The sequence below is a fragment of the Serratia sp. G204Y genome (genome assembly GCF_051172435.1).
Lineage (GTDB): Bacteria > Pseudomonadota > Gammaproteobacteria > Enterobacterales > Enterobacteriaceae > Serratia > Serratia sarumanii.
The window spans coordinates 29,428-43,216 of sequence record NZ_JBPIZA010000004.1 but is presented as its reverse complement, the minus strand read 5'-3'; the positions used below and the strand labels follow the sequence as shown (position 1 = coordinate 43,216).

Here is a 13,789-nt window from a genome sequence, read left to right as displayed (position 1 = left end):
TCTATATGCTTACAATAGAGCAATATGAAAATAGGAAGGAAGCTCTTGTGGGAGCATCGATGGTGACTATTTGGGAAAATATTCATCCGGATAGTCTATCAGGGAAGATCTGCCTTTCTTTTTGTGAGGAAAAGGAGTTATTTCTCTGGTTTATTGAGCATTTGATGAATGAAGGGATAGTAAAACTTGGCAACGGGGGCGAGTTTTTGAAAGGAACAGTGAAAGAGCAGCTCGATAAACTTAGAGCCAGTTTCCCTAATACTCCTGAAGAGATGGAGTATGGCGCTTTTAATGGGTATTGGTTTTTATCTGATGCATGTCCCGCTGGCCTTGTCTGGATTCACGAAAACGGTTATCAAGATTGGACTTAGATGCTGTTATTATAAATAGTGTGTAATATTATTGTTTAACTGCTAAAAACCCGCTGTTGCGGGTTTTTAGTTTTTTTTAACTTATATCTATTCCCTCTCGGTTGCTATAAGTGATTCTGTTAGAGTGCATATGCGTTACAAAGTACTCTTTTTGATAATACGTCTCGCGCATAACTTGTTCTGCGATATCTGTGATGGAAGTTGGTCTTTAACGTCCCCGCCCCGAAACCCGCAATACCAGCCCTATCAACAGCAACGCAGCGCCCGAGGCGTAGAGCGGGAACCAGCGCGTCCACCAGAGCGGGGAAAACAGCGGTACAGCGTTTGAGTTACTGGTGGCGTAGTGGCCATAGAGATTCAATGAAAACGCAATAATTAAAATAATAAGGCTAATAAAGATAAATAAGCTTGATACTTTATGCATGAAATTTCTCGCTCGTAGGTAACATAAAATAGGTCTGAATTTTTATTTAATCTTACCATATTAATGTGACTCTGTTGTTAACGTTACTCCGTAATGTGAGCGCGTTCATAGAATACTTCCCTTTTTTCGAAAAAAGATAGTCCTATAGGTGTGCATTATTTTATCGGATGATGAATGATCTGTCATCGATTATACAACACATATGACTTTGCATTTTTATATCTGCGGGTAATCTGTCTATACAAGCCTTGGCTCAGCTCCGTGACAGAAGAGTCAATCTACAATGAGACAGTATAAACAGGAGAAGTAATATGGCGTCATCCAATGCAATGAATATTCTCGACTTTGTTGAGGCAGGCGAAGGAAATAATTTAACTAACGCATTTCTTCGCCTTGCCAAGAAAATTAATGAGAATCCTAACCCGGTCTGGGAATCCCTCGGCGGTAAGGTCATCGTGCCTGCCGGTACCTACAGCATCACTAAGCAGATCGTTTTTTTAAAGCCAGGGGTACACATCGTTGGGGAGGGGATTCAGTCAACGAAGTTACTCCTCACGGCTGACCTGGGGGAGCTGGGGGCCGTTTTCAAATTTGACTCTGATATTGCGGGGTACTCTACCGTTGGCGTGTGCGTCAAAGATATCTCGATCAATATGGCCAGTCATACCGGGAGCGCAATTGTTTTACGTAAGCCCTATGACGGTTTTATCCTGGAGAATATCAATATTGATAATTTGGCGGACAGCGGTATCGGCATCGTTATCGAGCCAGATAACGATAATAATCCGTCGGACAAAGTCTCCCAGACGCTAACGGCAGTAAACGTCATCGTAAAACATACCAATATGACGGCAACAGCGCCTTGTTTTTATGCTGAGGCATTACAAGAGGCCGTCTTCATCAATTGCAAAGCGTTTGGCGGCCCAGAGAGCTATGTTAACCAGGCGCCATGCCACGGTTTTTTATTTGTAGATTGCCGCGGTATCACCTTGATTGGCTGCAGCGTGGCGTTTACCGGTTTGCACGGTATTTCTATCGTTTGTTCTAACCGCCCTTCAACAGGGGTCTTCTTGTATGGCACAACGGCAGAATCTTGCAAAGGGATCGTTAAAGCGTCAGGAAGCACCAATGGCAGTGTCAGTCAGCTTTATATTGACTTCGTACGCTCGGAGGGAGGAACGGAGAATACGGTAGGCACCTTTTCACTCAATAAAGTTATCGAGGCCAGCATTAATTCGGGAACGAACTCGGTCACGATCGATAGCCAAAGCGCTCTGGTATCCGTTTCATCTCTTGATGTGGGTAAAGTCAAAAATTCCGGTCAGAACTGCTTGGTCATCGGATTGCCTTCGGGGGCAAATAATGGGTATTTGATTAATGCCAGTGCTTTCAGCGTGGCGAAAGAAGGAACTAAAATTATCAATGGCAATACCGATTTGATTGAAATGCATGCCTCCGGTGCCCGTGTGGTCGCTATCGATTACCCCTGGAGCGAAGGCAATACGTCGCTAAGCCTGCTGACGAACAGAAAAGGGAAGATGGGGCTTGAGCGAGTGTTGCTGGGGGAGGAGAACAGTGCCGGAACCGGTTTTAGAGCGCTTAAAATAGTGAACTAACCGGGCTAATGCCTTTATATGATAGGAAAAAACCCGCCTGCGCGGGTTTTCTCTTTTTCTTGCTGACCGTCACTTCACCAGCGGCTTATCATTGGGCGTTTTGAACTTCGCCAGGTATTGCGGCTGGAAGATGCACATGCGCAGCACGGTGCGGTATTCGCCGTTGACGAAGAACTCGTCGATCAGCTCGCCTTCCACGTTGAAGCCCAGCTTGCTGTAGATGTGGATCGCCTTCGGGTTCTCTTTGTCGACGATCAGGTACAGCTTGTACAGGTTCAGCACCGAGAAGCCGTAGTCCATCGCCAGGCGGGCGGCGGTGCTGGCATAGCCTTTGCCCTGGTGGGCGGGATCGATGATGATCTGGAACTCTGCGCGGCGGTGGATGTGATCGATCTCCACCAGCTCCACCAGGCCGACCTTGGCGCCTTCGTGCTCGATGATAAAGCGGCGCTCGCTCTGATCGTGGATGTGTTTGTCGTAGAGATCGGAAAGCTCGACAAAGGCTTCGTAGGGTTCTTCAAACCAATAGCGCATAACGCTGGCGTTGTTGTCCATCTGGTGGACGAACGACAGATCGTCCCGTTCCAATGGGCGTAACCTGACGCTGGCAGTGCTGGACATGTGGGCTCCTCTGTGCCGTGAAATTGTGCAAAGTATAACTTCACAGAATGGATGAAGGCGAAAAAAAACGGCGCCGCGTGGGCGCCGTTTAGGCAAGGTTCAGGCTGCGCGCATCAGTCGGCGGCGTGGCCCTGCTCAGGCAGGCGTTCGCCGTCCAGCCAGGCGGCGCCATCGCGCATCGCCAGGCGGCCGTCGACGAACCAGCTCACCACCAGCGGATAGATCGTGTGTTCCTGGGTTTGCACCCGTTCAACCACGTCATCCTCTTCGTCGTCAGCGAAAATCGGCACCTTGGCCTGCAAAATCACCGGGCCGCCGTCGAGCTGTTCGGTCACGAAGTGCACCGAGGTGCCGTGTTCGCTGTCGCCGTTGTCGATGGCCTGACGGTGGGTATGCAGCCCGGGGTATTTCGGCAGCAGGGAAGGGTGGATGTTCAGCATGCGGCCGGCATAACGCTGCACGAACTGCGGGCTGAGGATGCGCATGTAGCCGGCCAGCACCACCAGATCGGGTTGGTGCTGGTCGATGGCGTCCGCCAACGCGGCGTCGAACGCCGTGCGATCGGCATAGGCCTTGGCATCCAGCGCCTGGGTGGCGATGCCCGCCGCCTCGGCGCGCTGCAGGCCGTAAGCCTGCGCCTTGTTGCTGAACACCGCCACGATCTCGGCGGCGATGCGGCCCTGCTGGCAGGCGTCAATCAGCGCCTGGAGATTGCTCCCCTGGCCGGAGACCAACACCACGATCTTTTTCATCAGTTGATGACCACTTGTTGTTCGTCGGAAGAGGCGGTCAGTTTACCGATTTTCCACGCTTTTTCACCTGCCGCGGTCAGCAGCGCGATGGCCGCTTCCACTTCGGCTTCCGGCAGGGCGATGACCATGCCTACGCCGCAGTTGAAGGTGCGGTACATTTCATGGCGGCTGACGTTGCCGGCCTGCTGCAGCCAGGTGAACACCGCCGGCCACTGCCAGCTGGCTTCGTCGATCACCGCCTGCATGCCTTCCGGCAGCACGCGTGGAATGTTTTCCCAGAAGCCGCCGCCGGTGAGGTGAGCGATGGCGTGTACGTCCGCCTTCTCGATCAGCTCCAGCACGGACTTCACGTAAATCTTGGTCGGCGCCAGCAGGTGGTCGGCCAGCGGTTTGCCTTCCAGCTGGGTGGCGGTCGGATCGGTGTTGCTCACTTCCAGGATCTTGCGCACCAGCGAGTAGCCGTTGGAGTGCGGGCCGGAAGCGCCCAGGGCGATCAGCGCGTCGCCGGACTGCACTTTGCTGCCGTCGATGATCTCGGATTTTTCGACCACGCCGACGCAGAAACCGGCCACGTCGTAGTCTTCGCCGTGGTACATGCCCGGCATTTCAGCGGTTTCGCCGCCCACCAGCGCACAGCCGGACTGTTTGCAGCCTTCGGCGATGCCGGTGATCACGCTGGCCGCGGTGTCCACATCCAGCTTGCCGGTCGCGTAGTAGTCGAGGAAGAACAGCGGCTCGGCGCCCTGAACCACCAGATCGTTGACGCACATCGCCACCAGATCGATGCCGATGGTGTCGTGGCGTTTCAGATCCATCGCCAGACGCAGCTTGGTGCCCACGCCGTCGGTACCGGAAACCAGCACCGGCTCGCGGTATTTCTGCGGCAACGCACACAGGGCGCCAAACCCGCCCAGACCGCCCATCACTTCCGGGCGACGGGTCTGTTTAACTACACCTTTGATGCGGTCTACCAATGCGTTGCCAGCATCGATATCGACACCTGCGTCTTTATAGCTGAGAGAGGTTTTGTCGGTCACTGCGCGATTCCCCACGACGGTTTGCGGTTTGAAAACTGTGCTTCCGATGTTGATTCCGGAATAAGGCGCGGCAATTCTAACAGCGCAGGCAAACGTTTGCGAGCGGCTTGTGAACCGGCTCCGCTTTTTCGTCATCTATACTGATATTCAAACTTTTGTTGATCCCGATCGGGCTATTGTGGGTGGCGCGGCGAAAAAAAGGAGGTATAATCCCGCGATTTTTTTGGCCGCAACCACCTTAATAGGAGAAAAATGATGAAGATCGTTGAGGTGAAACACCCGCTGGTAAAACACAAGCTTGGCCTGATGCGCGAAAATGACATCAGCACCAAACGCTTCCGTGAGCTGGCCTCAGAAGTGGGTAGTTTACTGACCTATGAAGCGACCGCCGATCTGGAGACGGAAAAAGTCACCATCGAAGGCTGGTGCGGGCCAGTTGAAGTGGATCAGATCAAAGGGAAAAAGATTACCGTAGTGCCGATCCTGCGCGCAGGCCTGGGCATGATGGAAGGGGTTTTGGAGCACGTGCCGAGCGCGCGCATCAGCGTGGTGGGCGTATACCGCGACGAAGAAACCCTGGAGCCGGTGCCGTACTTCCAGAAGCTGGTTTCCAACATCGAAGAGCGTATGGCGCTGGTCGTTGACCCGATGCTGGCCACCGGCGGTTCGATGATCGCCACTATCGATCTGCTGAAGAAAGCCGGCTGCCACAGCATCAAGGTGCTGGTTCTGGTGGCGGCGCCGGAAGGCATCGCCGCGCTGGAGAAAGCGCACCCGGACGTTGAGCTGTACACCGCCTCCATCGATCAGTGCCTGAACGACAAAGGCTACATCGTGCCTGGCCTGGGCGATGCGGGCGACAAGATATTTGGTACCAAGTAAACATTTGAGCCGACTTAACGAGTCGGCTTTTTTTTGACTAAAACCTATAAAACCAATAAACCGAGGAAAAGCACACATGACCCGTCGCGCCATCGGCGTCAGCGAGCGCCCGCCGCTGCTCCAGACCATTCCGCTCAGCTTCCAGCACCTGTTCGCCATGTTCGGCGCCACCGTGCTGGTGCCTATCCTGTTCAAGATCAACCCGGCGACCGTGCTGCTGTTCAACGGCATCGGCACGCTGCTGTATCTGTTCATCTGTAAAGGCAAGATCCCGGCCTACCTCGGTTCCAGCTTCGCGTTTATCTCGCCGGTGCTGCTGCTGTTGCCGCTCGGTTACGAAGTGGCGTTGGGCGGTTTCATCATGTGCGGCGTGCTGTTTTGCCTGGTGGCGTTGATCGTGAAAAAGGCCGGCACCGGCTGGTTGGACGTGATGTTCCCGCCGGCGGCGATGGGGGCGATCGTCGCCGTCATCGGGCTGGAGTTGGCGGGCGTGGCGGCCAACATGGCGGGGCTGCTGCCGGCGGAAGGCACCAGCGCCGATTCGACCACCATCACCATTTCGCTGGTGACGCTGGCGGTCACGGTGCTCGGCTCGGTGCTGTTCCGCGGCTTCCTGGCGATTATCCCGATCCTGATCGGCGTGCTGGTGGGCTATGCGCTGTCGTTCTTCATGGGCGTGGTGGATTTGACTCCGATTCGCGAAGCGCACTGGTTCGCGCTGCCGACCTTCTACACTCCGCGCTTTGAGTGGTTCGCCATCTTCACCATTCTGCCGGCGGCGCTGGTGGTGATCGCCGAGCACGTCGGCCACCTGGTGGTGACCGCCAACATCGTGAAGAAAGATCTGATCCGCGATCCAGGGCTGCACCGCTCGATGTTCGCCAACGGTGTCTCGACGGTGTTCTCCGGCTTCTTCGGCTCTACGCCGAACACCACCTACGGTGAGAACATCGGCGTGATGGCCATCACCAAGGTCTACAGCACCTGGGTGATCGGCGGCGCGGCGGTGTTGGCGATCCTGCTGTCCTGCATCGGTAAGCTGGCGGCGGCGATCCAGGCGGTGCCGGTGCCGGTGATGGGCGGCGTTTCCCTGCTGCTGTACGGTGTGATCGGCGCCTCGGGCATTCGCGTGCTGATCGAGTCCAAAGTGGATTACAACAAAGCGCAAAACCTGATTTTGACCTCGGTGATCCTGATCATCGGCGTAAGCGGTGCCAAGGTGCATATCGGTGCGGCGGAGCTGAAAGGCATGGCGCTGGCGACCATCGTGGGTATCGGCCTGAGCCTGCTATTCAAGGTCATCAGCCTGTTCCGCAAGGAAGAAGAGGTGCTCGACGCGCCGGACGAACCGGCGGAGCAGAAGTAACGAAAAGGGCAGCCCAGGGGCTGCCCTTTTTACTCGTATTTCTGCCTTTACATCCGTTGGGATAAAGTAGCTGATAGCATTAACAACATCGATTAAAAGGAAAAGGATATGGAGTACTACGGATATATTTTGCTCAAATTTGTTATTGGCTTTGTCATTGTTATCACCCACTTGAACCTGTCCGGAAAGACCCAGCTATCGCAAATGACCCCTGTGGATTTTATCGGCAACTTTGTGCTCGGGGGCATTATTGGGGGCGTTATCTATAGCGATAGCATCCCCTTGTACCAGTATGTCGTTGTACTGCTTATCGGTGTAGGGCTAATTTCTCTGTTGAATGCAATCAGTAAACACTGCAACTTCTTTCGTTCGGTCACTATCGGCAACCCGATACCAATTATAAAAAACGGCCGCTTTTTAATGGAAAATATTTTAGCCAAGAAAAATAAAATCGATATCTTGAACGTTTCCTCACAGCTGCATGCGCAGGGGGTTCACGCTTTTCAAGAGATTGTCTATGCGCAAATTGAGCCGGGCGGTCAGATAACTGCGGTATGTGAGGGAAATGAGCTGCCTTCGATTATCATTATGAAAAATGGCAGAGCCAGGCCTTATGAGCTGCAGGAGGTTAATAAAGATGAGGAGTGGTTGAGCCAAACTATCCGTGAACACGGTATAGAGCCGAAAGATATTTTTATTGCTGAGTTTTGGGACGGGAGAACTGCGTTCATTCTTAATGACGGACGCATGGTTAAATAGTGAAAAAGGGGAGCCTCAGCTCCCCAATGTCATATTAGCTGCGAATTTTGCGGTACACGAACAGCACCACGATAGCGCCGATAACCGCTACCACGAAGCTGCCGAAGTTGAAGCCGTCAACCTTGCCGTAGCCGAAGAAGGTGCTGATATAGCCGCCGACCACGGCGCCGATGATCCCCAGCACGATGGTCAGGATAAAGCCGCCGCCGTCTTTGCCGGGCATGATCCACTTAGCCAAAATACCGGCGATCAGGCCGAAGATAATCCAGGAAATAATCCCCATTTACTGCTCCTTACTTTATTGCTGAGTATGCTTATTGCTGGGTGGCCGGCTGCGTATCGCCGTTTACCGCCGCATCGGTCTCTTGTTTCAACTCTTGCGCTTTGTTTTCGGCGCTGCTCTTGATGGCTTCGGTCTTGGCCTTGGCCTGCTCGGTCAGATCGTTAGCGCCGTTGATGGCGTCGTTCTTGATGGCTTTAGCCTGATCCACCAACTGCTGGCTCTGTTTGCCTGCGTCGTCTTTGATCGCGGCGGCTTTGGCCTTGGCGTCGTTGGTGATGGCGTCCGCCTGTTTGGCAGCTTCATCTTTAATCGCCGAGGCTTTGTCTTTCAGCTGGTCAGCCTGGGTGGCGGCCTCTTTTTTGATTTCATCCGCCGTTGCTTTCGCTTTGTCCGTCAGATCGTCCGCTTTTTTCTGGGCGGCGTCTTTCATCTGCTCGGCGCTGTCTTTGGCTTTATCCAGGTTGGCGTCAACCTTGGACGAGTCATCACAGCCGGCAACCAACAACCCGATAAAGGAGGCCAACAGCACTTTATTCCATACTTTCATCGTCTATATCCTTGCAGAAACCTTGTTGATGGTGATTGCATTTAGCCTACCTATACTAGGTCAGATTTTACTTAAATTACAAATTTAACCTGCGCAGGCATGGAGTTAGGGAATGATATCGGACAATTCTTGCCTTGGCGGACACCGCAGCCGATCAAGCGGCGCTTAGGCATTGCTCACTATTGCGGCATAAGATCCTGCCGGTTCAACAGCGCCCGTTTTCTGTGTTAAACTGCCCACGTTTTTCTGCCAGTTTTGGTTGAGGTGCTTCTCTGAATACGCCGGCACAGCTTTCACTGCCACTTTATCTTCCCGATGATGAAACTTTCGCCAGTTTTTATCCGGGCGAGAACCCATCCCTATTAGCCGCGATCCAATCCGCCGTCCGTCAGGAACATGGCAGCTATATCTATTTTTGGTCGCGTGAAGGCGGCGGGCGCAGCCATCTGCTGCATGCGGCCTGTGCCGAGCTTTCGCAAAAGGGCGAGGCGGTGGGCTATGTGCCGCTCGACAAGCGCGCCTACTTCGTGCCTGAAGTGTTGGACGGAATGGAGCAGCTGGCGCTGGTCTGCATCGACAATATTGAATGCATCGCCGGCGACGAAGAGTGGGAGATGGCGATCTTCAACCTCTACAACCGCATTCTGGAAACCGGCCGCACCCGTTTGTTCATCACCGGAGATCGCCCACCGCGCCAGCTGAACCTGCGTTTGCCGGATCTGGCTTCGCGCCTGGACTGGGGGCAGATCTACAAGCTGCAGCCGCTGTCGGACGAAGAGAAACTGCTGGCGCTGCAGCTGCGCGGCAAACTGCGCGGCTTCGAGCTGCCGGAAGACGTGGGCCGCTTCCTGTTGAAACGGCTGGATCGCGAGATGCGCACGCTGTTTATGACCCTCGATCAACTCGATCGCGCCTCGATCACCGCCCAGCGCAAGCTGACCATCCCGTTCGTTAAAGAGATCCTGGGGCTGTAGTGGCCGCCGCAAAAGCAAGGGCGCAGTTCAAGTCCGCGCCCGAATTCGAAGTTACAAAATCTCCAGCACCTGCTCCGGCGGCCGGCCGATGCGCGCCTTGCTGCCTTTCACCACGATCGGGCGTTCGATCAGTTTCGGGTTCGCCGTCATCGCCGCCAGCAGCTGTTCTTCGCTCAGGCTGTCGTCCGCCAGCTTCAATTCCTTGTACAGGTCTTCTTTCTTGCGCATCAGATCGCGCGCCGATGTGAAGCCCAGTTCCTTCAACAGCTTTTTCAGCTCATCGGCCGACGGGGGCGTTTCAAGGTACAGCACCACCTTGGGATCGACGCCGTGCTGTTCCAGCAGCGCCAGGGTTTCACGGCTCTTGGAGCAGCGCGGGTTGTGGTAAATCGTGACGTTTTTCATGGCGTTCATTCCTTGTTGCATCAGCTGCGCTGGTATTGGCGGAAGCGCTGTTGCAGTTGGCGCAGCTGGTCGATGCGCGCATCGTAGCGCGCCTGTTTCAGGCTGCCGAGTTTCTGCAGCGAGCTGGCATTGCTGAGAAGGCCGATGGCCTGATCGAGCCGGCCGGTCAGCGCCAGGCTTTCGGCGCGGGCCGACAGTTCTTCATCGCGCAGCCCTTGGGCGGCGCTGGACTGCGCCAGCAGATCCCAGCCGTTCGGATCGTCCGGATGGGCAAAGGTGTAGCGGTTCAGGATCTTCGAGGCCTGCGCCGGCTGGTTGCCTTCGACATAGGCGTTGGCCAGGTTGAGCTGCAGCACCGGGTTGTTGCTCTGGGCGGCGTTGGCCGCCTGCAGCCGGGCGATGGCCTGCGGCGCGCGTTTCTGGCCGAGATCGATGTCGGTCATCAGGTCGATCAGCCAGACGTTTTTCGCATCCTGCGCCAGCATCGGTTGAATGATGTTGCGTGCGTCGTCGTATTTTTTCGCTTCATAGAACAGGATGGCGCGGCCGTATTTGGCGGCCGCCTGTTCGCGCACATTGCCCTTGCTGAGCGAGCCGAGCAGCTCTTCGTTCAGGCCATAGCCCTCCGAACTGTACATGCCCAGTGCGCGCACCTTGGCCATCAGGTAATCCTGCGAAGACTGCACGATGTGTTTCGGCATCTGGTTGGCGCGGTTGCGCGCGTCGGAAAGGCGGCTGTCCGGCAACGGGTGCGTCAGCAGCATTTCCGGCGGTTTAGAGGCGTAGCGTGACTGATCCGAGAGCTTCTGCAGGAAGTCGGGCATCGCTTCCGGATCGAATCCGGCGCGCTGCAGCACCTGAATGCCGATGCGGTCGGCTTCCTGTTCGTTCGACTGGGTAAAGCTGATCATGCCCTGCTGGGTGCCGGCCAGGGTGCCGCTCAGCGCCGCCATGCCCATGGTCGGGTTGGCCATCGCCAGCAGGATGGAGCCGAGCGCGCCCACCCAGGTCAGCGGGGCGTTGCGCTGCTGATCTTCCATTGCGCGCGCCAGGTGGCGCTGGGTGACGTGCGAGATTTCGTGTGCCAGCACCGAAGCCAGCTGGCTTTCGTTGTCGCTGACGCGCAGCAGCGCGGAGTGCAGCACCACGTTGCCGCCGAAGAAGGCGAAGGCGTTGATCTCGTCATTGCGCACCAGATAGAAATGAAACGGCGTGCGCACCGAATAGGCGCTGGCCACCAGCCGGTTGCCCAACTGGTTGATGTACTGGCTCAGCAGCGGATCGTTGATCAGCGGGGCGCTGGCGCGCAGTTGGCGCACGTAGAAATCGCCCATCGCCAGCTCTTGTCCGATGCTCAGGGTGCCGCCGGCGGAGGTGCCCATATCCGGCAACTGATCCTGGCTTTCCGCCTGTGCTGGCGCCAGGGCGGTGGCGTTCAGCGTGCCGAGCAGCAGCACCGCTAACGCGGTTTTGGTCAACCGGTTGGTCATAGTCAGGCGTTTCCCTTAAATAATCATTTCTAAGACGTCAGCAGCAGACAAGAGTTCTTTATTCCCGCGGCGCAATCCGCGCGAAAGTGCGGCGGCTCACAAACCGCGGCGGCGGCACCCATCACATCATAGTCAGCCGCAGGCGACAAGGAAACGTTAGCCGGGCGCGGATCGGGCAAAAAAGTTTTATTTTTCATTTTGAAGGGCGTTTTTTCGTCGCTGGCGGCATGCATTCCGAATAAAACACGGATCAACTTTGTCCGTGTTTTATTGACAAGAGAAACGCAGACTCATATAGTCTGCGTTATTGAAGATTCATTGACGGTCGAAAACGGACACATGGCGTACATCACAACCAGCGTTGAATATGGCATCCACTGCCTGCTGTGGCTGGTCGGCGATAACCAGCGCGCGCTCAGCAGCCGCGAACTCGCCGAGCTGCAAGGCATCTCCCCCAGCTTTCTGGCCAAGATTTTCCCCAAGCTGGAAAAGGCAGGGATCGTCGCCGCCAGTGAAGGGGTGCGCGGCGGTTATCGTCTGGCGCGCCCGGCTGACGAGATCAGCTTCCTAGAGATCATCGACGCCATTGAAGGGCACAAGCCGCTGTTCGATTGCCAGGAGGTGCGCGGGCGCTGTGCGGTGTTCGACGATTCCCCGCCGGATTGGGCGGTTTCCGGCAAATGTGCCATCCACGCGGTGATGCTGCAGGCGGAGAAAGCGATGCGCGACGCGCTGGCGGCGCAGACCCTCGGCGCCGTCGCGGCCCGCTTTGGCCGCAAGGCGCCGCAGGGCTTCTTCGGTGAGGTCAACCTCTGGCTCGACGAGCGCATGACGGAACGCACCGCGCGCAGCGGCAAAACGGCGCGCGCCAAGACCTAACCACCGCCTTTCCTTAAAGCAAAACACACTTTTTCCCGCCTCTTCGGAAGGGGCGGGCGGGCCTTCTGCACCCTGTTACGGGAGCGGAACGGCATCGTTCATCCGAAAACTTGCGGGCAGCCTTATCGCCCGGTTAACCCTGTATGAAGGAGTCATCCCATGACGCAGAAAATAGTGATTGCCGGTTCTGGTTTTGCCGGTTTTTGGGCCGCCGTGTCCGCCATGCGCGCCATTAACATCGCCGGTAAGCATGACGAGATCGAGGTGCTCATGGTTTCGCCGACGCCAACGGTCACCATCCGGCCGCGCCTGTATGAAGCGGTGCTGGAAAACATGAACCCGGACATTTCCGCGCAGCTCGCCGCCGTCGGCGTGCGCCACCTGGCCGGGACGGTAGAACGCATCGACGCCGCCGCCAAAACGCTCACGGTGGCGCAGGCGACGGGGGGATCCCTTGAGCTGGTCTACGACCGCTTGGTGTGGGCCACCGGCAGTCGGCTCTCCGTGCCTGCGGTGCCGGGCTTTGCCGAATACGGTTTCAACGTCGATACGCTGGAAAGCGCGCAGCGTTTGGATGCCCATATTAAAGCGCTGGCGGCCAAACCCTCGACGCCGGCGCGCAACACCGCCGTGGTGGTGGGCGCGGGGCTGACCGGGCTGGAGAGCGCGGCGGAGATGCCGCAGCGGCTGCGGGATGCGCTGGGCAAAGACGAGAACGTGCGCGTGGTGATCGTCGATACCGCGCCGGAAGTGGGCGCCGGGATGGGGGCGGAGCCGGGGGCGGTGATACGCCAGGCGCTGGCGGAGTGCGGCGTGGAAGCGCGGGCCGGTCTGCGCGTCTCGGCCATCGACGCCGAGGGGGTGATGCTGTCGAACGGTGAGCGCATCGCCGCCAACACGGTGATCCTGGCGGCGGGCGTGCGGGCGCATCCGCTGACCGAGCAGATCCCCGGCGAGCGCGACGGCAGCGGCCGGGTGATCGGCGACGCCTTCCTGCGCGCGCCGGCGGCGGCGGGCATTTTCGTGACCGGGGATACGGTGAAGGCGGCGACCGACGATCTCGGCAACCACAACCTGATGACCTGCCAGCATGCGATGAGCCTTGGCCGCGTGGCCGGCCACAATGCGGCGGCGGAGCTGGCGGGATTGCCGACGCACCCGTACAGCCAGCCGAAGTATGTGACCTGTCTGGATCTGGGGCCCTGGGGCGCGCTGTATACCGAAGGCTGGGATCGCCAGGTGCGTTTTACCCGTCAGGAAGGCAAAAAGATTAAGCAGGAGATCAACACGCAGTGGATTTATCCACCGGCGGCGGATCGCGAGGCGCTGTTCGCCGTAGCCAATCCGGATTTCGTGATTGTGCCTTAAAGAAGTCAAAACGGG

Annotated in this window: 16 protein-coding genes; 8 read left to right on the top strand and 8 right to left on the bottom strand. The window is 56.7% G+C overall.

What is annotated here, in order from left to right; translation table 11 throughout:
• Window positions 1-5 precede the first annotated feature (5 nt).
• On the top strand, window positions 6-371 hold the full coding sequence (locus ACSBQQ_RS18560) for a DUF596 domain-containing protein (RefSeq protein WP_033648949.1): 366 nt from the start codon (window positions 6-8) through the stop codon (window positions 369-371).
• A 208-nt stretch (window positions 372-579) separates the two neighbouring features.
• Here ACSBQQ_RS18560 and ACSBQQ_RS18555 read toward each other — a convergent pair whose 3' ends face one another.
• On the bottom strand, window positions 580-795 hold the full coding sequence (locus ACSBQQ_RS18555; protein WP_071883832.1) for a hypothetical protein: 216 nt from the start codon (window positions 793-795) through the stop codon (window positions 580-582).
• Window positions 796-1,106: 311 nt separating this feature from the next.
• Here ACSBQQ_RS18555 and ACSBQQ_RS18550 point away from each other — a divergent pair, with 311 nt between their 5' ends.
• The gene (locus ACSBQQ_RS18550) at window positions 1,107-2,411 is read left to right on the top strand and encodes a hypothetical protein (protein ID WP_060428938.1); all 1,305 of its coding nucleotides are present in this window, start codon (window positions 1,107-1,109) and stop codon (window positions 2,409-2,411) included.
• A gap of 69 nt (window positions 2,412-2,480) precedes the next feature.
• On the opposite strand, the gene speG is transcribed toward ACSBQQ_RS18550, so the two are convergent.
• The 3 genes from speG to purM form a co-directional block, all read right to left on the bottom strand.
• Window positions 2,481-3,032, bottom strand: a complete 552-nt coding sequence (gene speG, locus ACSBQQ_RS18545) for a spermidine N1-acetyltransferase (RefSeq protein WP_004941631.1) — start codon at window positions 3,030-3,032, stop codon at window positions 2,481-2,483.
• 113 nt (window positions 3,033-3,145) lie between these two features.
• Entirely contained in the window at window positions 3,146-3,784 is a 639-nt protein-coding gene (gene purN, locus ACSBQQ_RS18540) for a phosphoribosylglycinamide formyltransferase (RefSeq protein ID WP_049194849.1), read from the bottom strand.
• Window positions 3,784-4,821, bottom strand: a complete 1,038-nt coding sequence (gene purM / locus ACSBQQ_RS18535; RefSeq protein ID WP_025303843.1) for a phosphoribosylformylglycinamidine cyclo-ligase — start codon at window positions 4,819-4,821, stop codon at window positions 3,784-3,786. Before purM ends, purN begins: the two co-directional genes overlap by 1 nt.
• Window positions 4,822-5,076: 255 nt before the next feature.
• Here purM and upp point away from each other — a divergent pair, with 255 nt between their 5' ends.
• The 3 genes from upp to ACSBQQ_RS18520 all read left to right on the top strand — a co-directional run bounded on the left by upp (window position 5,077) and on the right by ACSBQQ_RS18520 (window position 7,828).
• Window positions 5,077-5,703, top strand: a complete 627-nt coding sequence (gene upp, locus ACSBQQ_RS18530; protein ID WP_004941642.1) for a uracil phosphoribosyltransferase — start codon at window positions 5,077-5,079, stop codon at window positions 5,701-5,703.
• A gap of 76 nt (window positions 5,704-5,779) precedes the next feature.
• A complete protein-coding gene (uraA, locus tag ACSBQQ_RS18525) occupies window positions 5,780-7,069 on the top strand; it encodes a uracil permease (protein ID WP_060428936.1) in 1,290 nt (429 codons plus the stop codon).
• A gap of 108 nt (window positions 7,070-7,177) precedes the next feature.
• Window positions 7,178-7,828: a DUF421 domain-containing protein gene (locus tag ACSBQQ_RS18520; RefSeq protein ID WP_060428930.1), complete on the top strand. Its 651-nt coding sequence runs from the start codon at window positions 7,178-7,180 to the stop codon at window positions 7,826-7,828.
• Between the two features lie 34 nt (window positions 7,829-7,862).
• Here the strand turns inward: ACSBQQ_RS18520 and ACSBQQ_RS18515 are convergent, their stop codons facing one another.
• Together ACSBQQ_RS18515 and ACSBQQ_RS18510 are read right to left on the bottom strand one after the other, a co-directional pair.
• Entirely contained in the window at window positions 7,863-8,111 is a 249-nt protein-coding gene (locus ACSBQQ_RS18515) for a GlsB/YeaQ/YmgE family stress response membrane protein (RefSeq protein ID WP_033635514.1), read from the bottom strand.
• Between the two features lie 31 nt (window positions 8,112-8,142).
• Window positions 8,143-8,658 (bottom strand): hypothetical protein, encoded by a 516-nt coding sequence (locus ACSBQQ_RS18510; RefSeq protein ID WP_033635512.1) that lies wholly within the window; start codon window positions 8,656-8,658, stop codon window positions 8,143-8,145.
• A 272-nt stretch (window positions 8,659-8,930) separates the two neighbouring features.
• Between ACSBQQ_RS18510 and hda the strand changes: the two genes are divergently transcribed.
• Window positions 8,931-9,632 carry a DnaA inactivator Hda gene (gene hda, locus ACSBQQ_RS18505; RefSeq protein ID WP_025159568.1) on the top strand — a complete coding sequence of 234 codons (702 nt, stop codon included), beginning with the start codon at window positions 8,931-8,933 and terminating at the stop codon, window positions 9,630-9,632.
• Between the two features lie 51 nt (window positions 9,633-9,683).
• Here the strand turns inward: hda and arsC are convergent, their stop codons facing one another.
• Together arsC and ACSBQQ_RS18495 are read right to left on the bottom strand one after the other, a co-directional pair.
• Window positions 9,684-10,037: an arsenate reductase (glutaredoxin) gene (gene arsC / locus ACSBQQ_RS18500; protein WP_033648817.1), complete on the bottom strand. Its 354-nt coding sequence runs from the start codon at window positions 10,035-10,037 to the stop codon at window positions 9,684-9,686.
• Window positions 10,038-10,057: 20 nt separating this feature from the next.
• Window positions 10,058-11,527: a beta-barrel assembly-enhancing protease gene (locus ACSBQQ_RS18495; RefSeq protein ID WP_060428928.1), complete on the bottom strand. Its 1,470-nt coding sequence runs from the start codon at window positions 11,525-11,527 to the stop codon at window positions 10,058-10,060.
• A gap of 339 nt (window positions 11,528-11,866) precedes the next feature.
• On the opposite strand from ACSBQQ_RS18495, the gene ACSBQQ_RS18490 reads away from it, so the two are divergent.
• Both ACSBQQ_RS18490 and ACSBQQ_RS18485 read left to right on the top strand, forming a co-directional pair.
• Complete coding sequence (locus tag ACSBQQ_RS18490) at window positions 11,867-12,406, top strand: RrF2 family transcriptional regulator (protein ID WP_004941666.1); 540 nt, start codon at window positions 11,867-11,869, stop codon at window positions 12,404-12,406.
• A gap of 159 nt (window positions 12,407-12,565) precedes the next feature.
• Window positions 12,566-13,774, top strand: a complete 1,209-nt coding sequence (locus ACSBQQ_RS18485) for an NAD(P)/FAD-dependent oxidoreductase (RefSeq protein ID WP_060428926.1) — start codon at window positions 12,566-12,568, stop codon at window positions 13,772-13,774.
• Window positions 13,775-13,789: the final 15 nt, after the last annotated feature.

What these genes read in the sequence shown, in the direction of transcription:
- ACSBQQ_RS18560 (WP_033648949.1), top strand. Translation starts at nt 6, where the DNA reads ATGCTTACAATAGAGCAATATGAAAATAGGAAGGAAGCTCTTGTGGGA.
- ACSBQQ_RS18555 (WP_071883832.1), bottom strand. Translation starts at nt 795, where the DNA reads ATGCATAAAGTATCAAGCTTATTTATCTTTATTAGCCTTATTATTTTA.
- ACSBQQ_RS18550 (WP_060428938.1), top strand. Translation starts at nt 1,107, where the DNA reads ATGGCGTCATCCAATGCAATGAATATTCTCGACTTTGTTGAGGCAGGC.
- speG (WP_004941631.1), bottom strand. Translation starts at nt 3,032, where the DNA reads ATGTCCAGCACTGCCAGCGTCAGGTTACGCCCATTGGAACGGGACGAT.
- purN (WP_049194849.1), bottom strand. Translation starts at nt 3,784, where the DNA reads ATGAAAAAGATCGTGGTGTTGGTCTCCGGCCAGGGGAGCAATCTCCAG.
- upp (WP_004941642.1), top strand. Translation starts at nt 5,077, where the DNA reads ATGAAGATCGTTGAGGTGAAACACCCGCTGGTAAAACACAAGCTTGGC.
- uraA (WP_060428936.1), top strand. Translation starts at nt 5,780, where the DNA reads ATGACCCGTCGCGCCATCGGCGTCAGCGAGCGCCCGCCGCTGCTCCAG.
- ACSBQQ_RS18520 (WP_060428930.1), top strand. Translation starts at nt 7,178, where the DNA reads ATGGAGTACTACGGATATATTTTGCTCAAATTTGTTATTGGCTTTGTC.
- ACSBQQ_RS18515 (WP_033635514.1), bottom strand. Translation starts at nt 8,111, where the DNA reads ATGGGGATTATTTCCTGGATTATCTTCGGCCTGATCGCCGGTATTTTG.
- ACSBQQ_RS18510 (WP_033635512.1), bottom strand. Translation starts at nt 8,658, where the DNA reads ATGAAAGTATGGAATAAAGTGCTGTTGGCCTCCTTTATCGGGTTGTTG.
- arsC (WP_033648817.1), bottom strand. Translation starts at nt 10,037, where the DNA reads ATGAAAAACGTCACGATTTACCACAACCCGCGCTGCTCCAAGAGCCGT.
- ACSBQQ_RS18495 (WP_060428928.1), bottom strand. Translation starts at nt 11,527, where the DNA reads ATGACCAACCGGTTGACCAAAACCGCGTTAGCGGTGCTGCTGCTCGGC.
- ACSBQQ_RS18490 (WP_004941666.1), top strand. Translation starts at nt 11,867, where the DNA reads ATGGCGTACATCACAACCAGCGTTGAATATGGCATCCACTGCCTGCTG.
- ACSBQQ_RS18485 (WP_060428926.1), top strand. Translation starts at nt 12,566, where the DNA reads ATGACGCAGAAAATAGTGATTGCCGGTTCTGGTTTTGCCGGTTTTTGG.